7 protein-coding genes are annotated in these 10596 nt (G+C 54.7%); 4 read left to right on the forward strand and 3 right to left on the reverse strand.

Annotation, left to right across the window (positions count from 1 at the left end):
- Positions 1-36 precede the first annotated feature (36 nt).
- From HMPREF2710_RS05245 to HMPREF2710_RS05260, 4 genes are all read left to right on the forward strand, one after another.
- Positions 37-2790: a Z1 domain-containing protein gene (locus tag HMPREF2710_RS05245; protein ID WP_070599907.1), complete on the forward strand. Its 2754-nt coding sequence runs from the start codon at positions 37-39 to the stop codon at positions 2788-2790.
- A gap of 153 nt (positions 2791-2943) precedes the next feature.
- Positions 2944-4884, forward strand: a complete 1941-nt coding sequence (locus tag HMPREF2710_RS05250) for a hypothetical protein (RefSeq protein WP_070599908.1) — start codon at positions 2944-2946, stop codon at positions 4882-4884.
- Between the two features lie 5 nt (positions 4885-4889).
- Positions 4890-5813 carry a hypothetical protein gene (locus tag HMPREF2710_RS05255; RefSeq protein ID WP_070599910.1) on the forward strand — a complete coding sequence of 308 codons (924 nt, stop codon included), beginning with the start codon at positions 4890-4892 and terminating at the stop codon, positions 5811-5813.
- 2 nt (positions 5814-5815) lie between these two features.
- A complete protein-coding gene (locus HMPREF2710_RS05260) occupies positions 5816-7234 on the forward strand; it encodes a DUF6339 family protein (RefSeq protein ID WP_070599911.1) in 1419 nt (472 codons plus the stop codon).
- Between the two features lie 77 nt (positions 7235-7311).
- On the opposite strand, the gene HMPREF2710_RS05265 is transcribed toward HMPREF2710_RS05260, so the two are convergent.
- The 3 genes from HMPREF2710_RS05265 to HMPREF2710_RS05275 all read right to left on the reverse strand — a co-directional run bounded on the left by HMPREF2710_RS05265 (position 7312) and on the right by HMPREF2710_RS05275 (position 10291).
- A complete protein-coding gene (locus HMPREF2710_RS05265) occupies positions 7312-7890 on the reverse strand; it encodes an excalibur calcium-binding domain-containing protein (RefSeq protein WP_083303493.1) in 579 nt (192 codons plus the stop codon).
- Between the two features lie 250 nt (positions 7891-8140).
- Positions 8141-8881 carry a DsbA family oxidoreductase gene (locus HMPREF2710_RS05270; protein WP_070599913.1) on the reverse strand — a complete coding sequence of 247 codons (741 nt, stop codon included), beginning with the start codon at positions 8879-8881 and terminating at the stop codon, positions 8141-8143.
- 99 nt (positions 8882-8980) lie between these two features.
- Positions 8981-10291 (reverse strand): ISL3 family transposase, encoded by a 1311-nt coding sequence (locus tag HMPREF2710_RS05275; protein WP_049353248.1) that lies wholly within the window; start codon positions 10289-10291, stop codon positions 8981-8983.
- Positions 10292-10596: the final 305 nt, after the last annotated feature.

Consider the following 10596-nt stretch of genomic DNA (forward strand, 5'->3'; position numbering starts at 1 on the left):
AATCACTCACATCTCTATTTTTCAATGAGGAGAAAAATGGCTGAGGAAATTTCCAAGCCGGAACAGCAGATTTATGACACTGCTGCGCGTGAACTCATCTCGTATGAAGATGCATGCCGCCAGGTAATTGACGGTATGGTTGCCGCGGGTATTCCGGAAGACGCAATCGTTCCTGTCTACGAGAAGGCACTTCGTAGCATTCAGGAACGTGAAGCCGCGAACGCCAAGGGCGAGTTCGATGAGGCCGCTACGGCCAAGGAAGACTACCACCACTGGTACGATGCTGCAAAGCCCGATACTGCCGGATGGAGCCACCTGCGTAGGAAGCTTACCGAGAAGATTGGCGAGGACGGCACGTCCACTATTCACCAGGAATCCGGCAAAGTTGTCGGTCTTCTTGCCGATCCCGCTACGAAGAATCTGACCCACAAGGGCCTTGTTGTCGGCTACGTGCAGTCCGGTAAGACCGCGAACTTCTCGGCGGTTATCACTAAGGCAGTTGATGAGGGTTACCGTTTCGTCATTGTTTTGGCGGGTATGTACAACAACCTGCGTCGTCAGACTCAGGAACGTTTGGATGGCGATGTTGTTGCCGCGCTCCAGAATGCTGGGAAGTCTGTTTTCCCTCTGACCAGTGTCAAGGGCGATATCTCTTCGGATTCTGGCCTTCTCCTCAACGCTCTGCGCACTAAGGATAGTGTTGTTTTTGCAGTGGTGAAGAAGAACTACAGTCGTCTGGGCAACCTGCTCAAGCAGCTGGAAGCCGCAAACCGTGAGGGTCTGCTGGATGATACTCCCGTACTCATCATTGATGATGAGTCTGACCAGGCAACGCCCAACACTGCGAAGGAAGATGAAGCTTACTCCGGTATTAACCGACTTCTCCGTCAGATTTGGGACCAGGTCCAGCAGGGCTCCTATGTTGCGTACACCGCGACTCCCTTCGCAAACGTTCTGATGGACCCGAATGATGAGGACCGCTACACCGAGTATCTAGAGCCGGTTAATCCTGAGGAATCCGAGGGTGAGACCATCGAACGTTACCCGGGCCTGTACCCCTCCGACTTCATCTACGCTTTGGAGCGCCCGAATGGCTACATTGGTGCGTCCCGTATTTTTGGTACCCCTCTGTGGGCTACCGAGGACGAAGACGGCACCCTTAACGACGGTGTAGATATTGATGCATTGCGCGATATCGATACTGAGGAAGCCAAAATTCTGCGTCCTCCTACTCGTAAGGACGGCGGGGACTACATGCCTGAGATGGTTCCCAGCCTTGAAGATGCGGTGCTGTGGTTTATGATTGCCACGGCTCTTCGTCGTCGTCGTGCTCAGAAGAAGCAGCACAGCTCAATGCTGATTCACCTTTCGCACAGGGTTGACACTCACTTTGAAGCGGTGAAGGTGATTGAGGATTACATCTCAGCGCTGAAGGAAAACTACGGTAAGCCTGAGATTAACGATGCTATGCAGAGTCTGTACGAGCGCGAAGTTGCTCGTATGCAGGCTATCCGCCCTGAAGAGATTTACCCCGAATGGGATGAGCTGAAGCTTGCTGTGGGTCAGGTTGTCCGCGAGACCAAGTGCATTGTGGATAACGGTTCCTCGGAAGAGCGTCTGGAATACAGCGCAGATTCACCGGCCACCTATGTCGTTATCGGCGGTAATACTCTCGCCCGTGGTCTGACCCTTGAAGGCCTCATTAGCTCGTACTACCTCAGGACGAGTAAGACCTACGATGCTCTTCTGCAGATGGGCCGCTGGTTTGGTTTCCGCCCCGGCTATGATGACCTGATTCGTCTGTGGACCACTGCAGATCTTCAGGACTATTACCGTCACCTTGCCGGTGTGGAAGATGAGATTCGCGAAGAAATTCGTATCGTCGGTAGCACCCCTAAGACCGTTGGCGTGAAGATTCGTACTCACCCCAAGGCGCTACAGGTTACCGCTGCGAACAAGATGCGTCACGCCAAGGCGCTCACCGTCGATTACAGCGGCAAGCTCCATCAGCTGACTCGCTTCGAGGAGAAGAACGCCGAAATCCTGAACCACAATATTCAGGTATTCGAGTCGCTCATTGGCTCTATCTCGAGCACTCATGAGGTAGTGCAGGATAAGAACAACGGTAGCTACCTCTTCACCGGCGTGCCTGTAGATGTCGTGCTGTCCTACTTCAAGGACTTCAAGGCCCACTCCTCGCACTACGAAGCTGGCTCGGACAAGCTGGTTGAGTGGATTGAGAAGTACGCCGACCAGGACTGGAATGTTGTCGTCTACTCCGGTACCCAGAAGGATATGCCGCAGCAGAACTTTGCTGGTCTGGACATTCGTATGGCAACTCGTAGTGCGTACGACATCCCGGCTGATGACGGTATCGCGGACCTGGGTGCTCTTGCTGTGGGTGAGACTCCGATTCTGGACTTCAAGATTCTCGCTAACGCAGGAAAGCTAAACGAAGACACTCTCGAGGCCCTGAAGGTTTCTAAGAGCCGCGCAAAGCAGTTGGCACTACGCTTCGTCGAAGGAAACGTTCCTCTTTTGGTGATTTACGTGGTCAACCCCCACTCGAAGGCTAAGCCGGGCGCTCGCCGTCGTGACCTTGACGCTGTGGCACCGGTCATTTTGCACGCGGTGGTTCTTCCCCAGGTTGCAGGTTCCGACTACAACAACTTCATTTCGGTTGTTCCTGAACAGGTTGAGACTCTGGCGCTTGATGAGGAAGAACTGGATGAGAACAGCTCAATCCTGGCTGCAGCTGAAAGTGATGATGAGGGCGACTACAAGGAGTAACATCAGGTAGCTTCTTCACCGCCCAAAGAGGGTATAGGTTTCGGGGTGGCATTTCACCGGATAATGCCACCCCGGAGCTTTATTCCCTCAGCAACACACGCCCCATACGATTCAATAGTGCCCACAACTTCTACAGGGCAAGGAGATAACATCGTGAGCCTTAACTGGTTCCCCCTTCCTAAAAACACTGGTTCGATATCCGCTCGAGGTGCCTCGCGTACCCTCGGCCGACCCAATCTGAGCCCGCTTGCTCTGGTCACCCGAGAGATGGCCCAGAACTCATGGGACGCACGCCTCGAAGGGCACATGCCGGAGTTCGGTTGCTTGGTTCGGCACGCCAACCAGGGTGTACTGAATACCCTGAGGAACGAGGTGTTCGCAGCTGGTTTTGAGATCCATAGCAAGTACACCGGTCTCGACCAGACTTTTAACCGCGGCGACGTCTACTTCTTGGAATTTTGGGACCGCGGCACCGTCGGTCTTGACGGTCCGGACCGCCCGGATGAAGCCGTTGAGGAGGGGGAGAGCCAGAACTTCGTAAACCTCACGATGAACCTTGGTAGCGATAACAAGGGTCAAGGTAACGGTGGCTCATACGGCTTCGGTAAAACGGCTGCTTTCAATATGAGCGAGTCTCAGTCCGTTATTTACTGGTCTGCCTTTAAGACCAAAACTGGCGAGATTGATTACCGACTTATTGCTGTCGCTCTTGGCAAGGAATATACGTATGGCGGTCGAAACTACACCGGTCGTCATTGGTGGGGATATGAGGGACCCACGGTTAAGGGAACGGGTAACATTCTCCCGCTGACGGGAGAACCTGCTCGTCGGCTGGGTGAGGCTATTTTCTCTCGTCACTTTAATGACGGAGAAACCGGCACCTCAATTCTTATCGTTGATGCAAAGCCTGCAGAGCTTATGGAAGTATCAGACGATGAAGGTAAGATTCTGGACGACCCGGGTCGAATTATTGAGCGTTCCCACGAAAAGATTCAAAATATCGTGATGTACCATCTTTGGCCCAAATTGGATGTTGAAGATGGAAATAGGTCTATGGATATCAGGATTAACAATGATCCTGTCTTAATTCAGGACCTTAAGAATAAGCCTGAATATAAGGGAATCGAGCAGCTGTGCGCAGCTCTTATTGATGTTCGCAAAATGGCTGAGCTTCAAAGGATGAATTTTGATGCTGAGTCATTTGACGGTGTTTTCCAGTACAAGAGCTTTGTTTTTAAGCGAGCAAGGGATTCCTACAATATCGGATACCTAAGAATTGCTCGAGGTGCGTACGATATTAACGCTGAAAGGTCCATCTATCCGCAAAACACGGTGTGCTTGATGCGTAATGAGGCTGAATTGGTTGTCCAGTACCGAAAGGTAAATGACCTGGACGATTCAAAGGCCACCTGGTACGGCGTATTCAAGCCCGACCTTGAAACGGATGTTGCCTTCCGAGAGGCTGAACCTCCGGCCCATGACGAATGGAACCCGAGCTCTCTCGAAAATGCTAAGCACAAGAACATTGTTGTTTATGCTGCTTCGAATATCACTAAGAGCCTGAAGAGTCTTTTCGAATCGAAGGACACTAAGCGCGATAGCGGGTCACTGGGTTCTTTGTCGAAGATTTCGCAGAAGCTTGCTCGATTCAATCCGATTATGTCCTCCGGAGGTGGTGTCGTTACTGAGCTGACGGAGGAGGACGAAGGCAAGAATAAAAAGCGCCCTGGTGGCGTTGTTCGTCGCGCCTCGGTATCGATTGAGTCTGCAGCAATGACTGGTGTTCACCCGCAGGACCCTGATTACGTGCAGTATTTCATTAGCTTCTCCTGCAGTAGTGCTTGGAAGGCTGGTCAGCGTATCGGTATCAAGGTCTCTATTGCAACCGGTGATGAGAGGACTCTGGAGTACACGGACTCGCACGACCTTGAGCCTTCTTGGAGCGAAGGATGGGGCCCTGACGCTAATGACACCCAAAAGGCGGGTCATGTTTATGTGCAGTGGGACGGCCCTGAAGATTCCGAGGAGAGCCAGGGCTCCGTGGTCATCACGTTGCGTAAGGGTAAGACCTATATTTTTGAGGTGGAGGGCTAATAGCTATGGCAGGTAAGCGTGTAAAGGCATATCCTCATCTCACCCTTTTCCCGCATGAAGTGGAATGGGGCGAATGGGATATCCGTAATCAGAACGGCGAAATTGTTGACCCGGATAAGTTGCCCTCCACCTGGGATTACGACACTGATCTGGAACTCTCCATCTCCGTCAAAGTACGGCTTGAAGGAATCCGTCGAGTGCTGGGCAATGAGGAGTCTCTGCCTCGACTGATTTGTGAGGTCCAGTGTCGACCGACCCACTGGAGCGTCATTGAAGAGAGCCGAGATGTTCAGCTTGATTCGGAATCATTTGTCGCGGTTGTTAGCGCCAAGATTCCTGGACGTAAGGTTGCGGGAGAACTAAAGCTCCGAGCAGCTCTAGTGGCGGGTGCCCTAAATATCGATGGATATAACACCGATGAAACCGCCTATATTGCTGTGCAAGAGGACAGCCTGTCTTTGAGTGCTAAGGGTGCTGGTATGCCGTTCTCGCAGCTTGATTTTTCTCGAGTGCGAGAGTGGGATAAAAATGCTCCCTGGGTTGTAAGGTGCAATGCCAGTAATCCGGAAGCGTTGTATTCACGATGCGTGCGAGTATTTGTGAATACGAAACACCCGGTTTGTAAGGCTTTGGTGCGAGGGGATGAAAAGGATTATGAAATTCTAGAACCCGCTATTTCTCGAGATTTCTTGGCAACTCTTGTGCGAGAAATTTATGTTGCTCATTTGAACGAGAATTCTTTGTATACGTCGCAGAAAGAACTCACTGAAGGAAATTGCGAAGAGTTTCAAATCGTTACGCAGAGGATTATTAAAGAAAATTTCTCAATGACGATTCCGGAACTTATTGACGCGCTGAAAAGGGATTGGAATTCCGTGCAGAGCAAGATTGACGGTATTACCGGGTACATGCAGAAGGGATGGAAGTAGGTATGGTTCATCAGAGCGTAGAGCCTGCCCAGCAGGACACTAGCCCTGAGAATACTCAGGCGCCTGCAGAGCAGGAAGAACAGTATCTTTACTACCGCCTGGAAGAATTTCTAGCGGGTATAGAGTTGCAGGAATGGAAAAACTCTGGGGTTCCGCTACGCAATGTAGATTGCGGAGAAATCGACACGAATCTAGAAATCCTCAATATTGGCGGCAACGAGATTCCGATGCCGACTCTAAAGAGTCTCCGCAGAATTGTAGATAAAGAGCTCGAGAATCTTAAGGCTTTTGCTGATGATCGGGATAAGTGGAAGTACGAGTACTCCCACCGTATCGGTAAAGCTCTGCACAAGAACCTGCACATGATTCGTGGTGAAGCTGAATCTATTGAGGTGTGGCAGTTTATCGGTCTGAGGGTTCTTCCTGCGGCTGCTTTTGCACGTTTTGCCCCCTCGAAGGAAGTTCGACATATCGGTAACCTGCGCCGTCACGTGCTACGTCGAACCTGGCTGACCTACGACCTCCTGGGCGAGGTTATGGATGAGGGAGGCTACCTCACGGAAGATGACCTCAACCAGATTCTTGACCGAACCTCCATCTCGACGAACCGCGATTTGGCGTTGGCTCTCGCTCGAGCCCTAAACTCTGTGGGCGCCCCCAGCGATTACGGTTTGGAGAGGGGAGTCTCTGCCCGTGATATCAAACGTAAAATCGCGGAAGAGCTCACGGTGCGTATGGGCGTTGAGATGGTGCAACACAAGTCGTACGAGGATATGTGCGCACTCCTTGAGGACATCAAGAACGAGGTTATCGAGGCCTTCAAGCTTCAGGAAGGTATTGAGGAAGAACAGTATGAAGATACCTGGGATTCTGACCCTGAAACTGTAGAAGACTACGAGTCAGAAGATGTAGAAATCGAAGAGTCGGAAGACGTAGAGGTTGAAGAGTTGGAAGACTCTGAAGATCTGGATACTGAGACTGACGAGTACGACGAAAGCTACTACGAGGATTTCTCGGACGAGGAATCTGAAGAGGAGGAAGAGTCTGCAGATCTCGAGGTTGCTGAGGATATGGAATCCCCGGAACCTGAAGCTGAGGAATCTGATGCTGAGGAGTCTGAGGCTCAGGAACCTGGGGAACCTCAACCGTTCTTTGTGCCGGTTAACGAATTCCGCGAATCAAACCTCTTTAGCTCAACGCAGTACGGGTACTACGTTGACGAGGAACCCGAGGAACGTCCGTCACGTCTTCGAACTCCGCAGAGCAAGCTCAAGGCCAAGCTGGAACAAGCAAGCCACGAGGTAACCACAGACGAAGAAGCTCATGAGACGGCTTCTGAAGCTAAGACTCACAGGAGTAAGCTCACGCCTCCCAAATCTAAGATGGGACAGTTCTGGGACAACATGCCCTGGAAGCGCTAAAAAGTAAGAAGCCCCCTTGCCCCGGTTCAACTAAGAACCGGCACAAGGGGGCTTCGCTATATCTGAGGGGCAGAAGCCTAATGCTTCTTCTTCGGCTCGCACGCCACGCCGTCACCGTCTTTATCTAGACCCGGGCGGTAACCCGGCTCGCCACGATGCAGGGGCGCCGCACCCGCAGCAATAGCCGCATCACAATTCTTGTAATAAACACTCGACTGCGCCGGAGCCTGCTGCACCGGCTGCGCGGGAGCCTGCTGAGCGGGAGCCTCAGCCGCCGGAGCCTGCGCGGGTGCCTGCTGGACGGGCGCCTCCGTAGCTACCGGCGCCTGCTGAACAGGCTCAGCCTGTTGCGCGGGTGCCTCAGAAACTGGAGGTGCCGGAGCCTCCGCGGAAGGTGCCTCAGTAGCCGGTGCCTGCACGGGAGCCTCAGTAGTCGGAACCGGAGACGGGGTTACCGTCGGGGTAGGAGACTCCGAAGGAGTCGCAGACGCACTCGGAGAAGAACTAGGAGTAGCTGAAACCGAAGGGCTAGCAGAAACAGACGTCGACGATGACGCAGAAGGCCCAGGCTTCGGAGCGCGAACAGACGAAGAGCAACCAGTCAGCAGCAGAGCACCCGCAAGAACACCAGCGGTCGCGGTGTGAATTTTCAACACAATATTCCTTTAGAAGTGAGTGGACAAGCGTGTTCACCGTAGAACACACACTCCAGTGTAAATGAAAACGGCCCCATTCGCAGGCAATATTGAGCCACCCAAACATTTCTGACAAGGGAAGATGTAACGTGTGGGCATAGTAAAGCCCCCTTGTACTAGAAATAGTACGAGGAGGCTTCGCTATATCTGGGGCTGCATTAGCCGGGGCGCTAGGGGAGTAGCACCCCCGCCGCGCACTTCTCAGCGGCTACTAGGAGCAGTTGCCGTTCACATCGCAGGACGGACCCGCCTCCGCAGCATTGTTACCTGCTGCGTCATCAGCCGCGCCCGCCAGCGGGTTCAGGAACTCAACCTGATGAGTCTGCTCCCACACCTGACGCAGCGCCTGCACCAGCATCTCCGCAGGCTGCGCACCACTGACCGCCCACTTCGACTCAATCAAGAAGAACGGCACACCATTAATGCCCAGCTGGCGCGCCAACTGCTCGTCAGCACGCACATCCGCCGCGTAACGGTCGCTCTTCAACACCGCCTCAACCTCGGCAGTATCCAGGCCAATCTCAGAAGCAATATCCAGAATCGACTCGTGATCCTGCACCGAACGGCCCTGCGTAAAGTACGCCAGCTTAAACGCCTCCTCCGCCGCCGACGCCAAGCCCTGCTCCGCCGCATAGTGAATCACACGGTGCGCATCAAACGTGTTACCGTACCGCGCCTGACGCCAATTGAAATCCAAACCCACCTCGCGGGCACGCTCCGCCAACGACTCCTGGCTCGCAATCGCCTGCTCCAACGGCATCTGATACTTGCCAGCAATCATCTCAGGCAACGAACCTGCCGGATGCTCCGTAGCCGACGGGTCCAGCTCAAAACTATGCCACACCACCTCAACCTCGTCACGGTGCTCAAACTCGGCGAGCGCCAGCTCCAGGTTACGCTTGCCCACGTAGCAGAAGGGGCACACAATATCGGACCAAATATCAATACGCATGTTATCTATTCCTCTCATACTCGGATGCGGCACACTGCCGCCTGTACGCTCACCTAACACCCCGGTTGCCGCGCTTATTCCCCAGCGTTTATTGGCTCTTCATAATTGGGGGTGTAGTTGGGGTCTGAATCCGCCGGTTTCGAGGAGGCAGCGGGTGATGTAGTGGGTGAGGTTACGGAACCCGAGGGCGGAGCCGCGTAGGTGTTCGAGGCGTCCGTTGATGGCTTCGGTAGGGCCATTGGAGGTGTGGGGGTGGTCGAAGTAAGCCAGGATGTCCCCGGCTCGGCGTTTGAGTGTCCTGCCCAGCGTGATGAGCTCGGTCAGACCCCTCGGTACACGCGTGGAGGTCAGGGTGTTGATTTCGGCTTCCATCAGGGCCTTACCCGCGTCCGTGTCGGGCGCGCGGTAGGCGTCGATGATGTTCTGGTAGGCGCTCCAAGTGACCTCGAGCGCGACGTGCTCCTCACCGGAAAACAGGTTGAGTAGTTGGTGCTGCTGGCGTGGCGTGAGCAGGCATGAGCGGGTGTGTAACATCCTGCGGGCCTTGTACAGGGGGTCGGTGGCACGCCCGCGCCGGTGGTGGAGTTCTTGCTGAATGCGTCTGCGACACTCATCCAAGGCGTTGCCAGCCAGGTGCACGACGTGGAAGGGGTCCATGACCGCCCTCGCGCCGGGGAGTTCTTCAGTGGCTGCGCTTTTGAACCCGGTGAATCCATCCATCGCGACGATCTCGATGCGGCTTCGCCACGTGTCGGGGCGGGAGGCCAGCCAGGTTTTGAAGACCTGCTTGGAGCGACCCGGGACCATGTCCAAGAGTCGGGAGGGGCCGCTGCGTTCTCGGATGGGTGTCAAGTCCAAGATAACGGTGACGTATTTGTCTCCGTAGGGGGTGTGGCGCCACACGTGTTCATCCACCCCGATGACACGCACGCCATCGAACCGAGTTGGATCATTGATCAGTAGACGCTGGCCTTCACCCAGGACAGCGGTGTTGGCGGTATTCCAGGACACACCGAGGGCCTGGGAGATACGCGCCACCGTCAAATGATGAACGACCAGCCCAGTGAGCGCCCAGCGCACCGCCGCACGCGAGAGCTTGGCGCGCGGATCGGCCGCTTGGCTCATATCTTGACGCCACACATGGGCGCACTCCTGGCACCGGTAGCGGCGCACGCTCACGTGCAAGATCGTGGGGCGCCACCCGTAAGGCTCGTGCGCCAAGCGCCTGATCACCGTGTCACGCGACTCGCCCTGGCATCCGCAGCGTCGACACCACCGGTCCTCACCAGCAATCCGGCAAGCCAACACTGCATGGTCTGGCCACATGCGCTGGCCCGTCACTTCCAGGCCCAGGTCATCCAGGCGCGTGAACGCGCTCAGGTCAGGGCGATCAAAGATAGTATTGGCCATGTCGAGGTCTTTCAGATGGACGGTGTAGCAATCTCCATCATCGGAAGACCTCGACCCCTACCCGGCCACGACACGCCCAACCCCGCCCACAACACCTACACCCTCAAATGCGAAGAGCCCGTTTATTCCCGCGTGTTTATTTTCGCCGGGTACGGCAAAGCCCCCTCGTACCGGTCCGCATGGGAACCGGGTCAAGGGGGCTTAGCACACGCGATATACGCGGCCCTATCGGCGGGTAGCCGCCGGTGCGGTCGTGGCAGTAGCCGCGGGAGCAGTCGTAGCCGCAGGTGCGGCGGTCGCACGAG

Origin of the sequence: Rothia sp. HMSC069D01, assembly GCF_001810135.1 — a bacterium.
In the GTDB taxonomy this organism is placed as follows: domain Bacteria; phylum Actinomycetota; class Actinomycetes; order Actinomycetales; family Micrococcaceae; genus Rothia.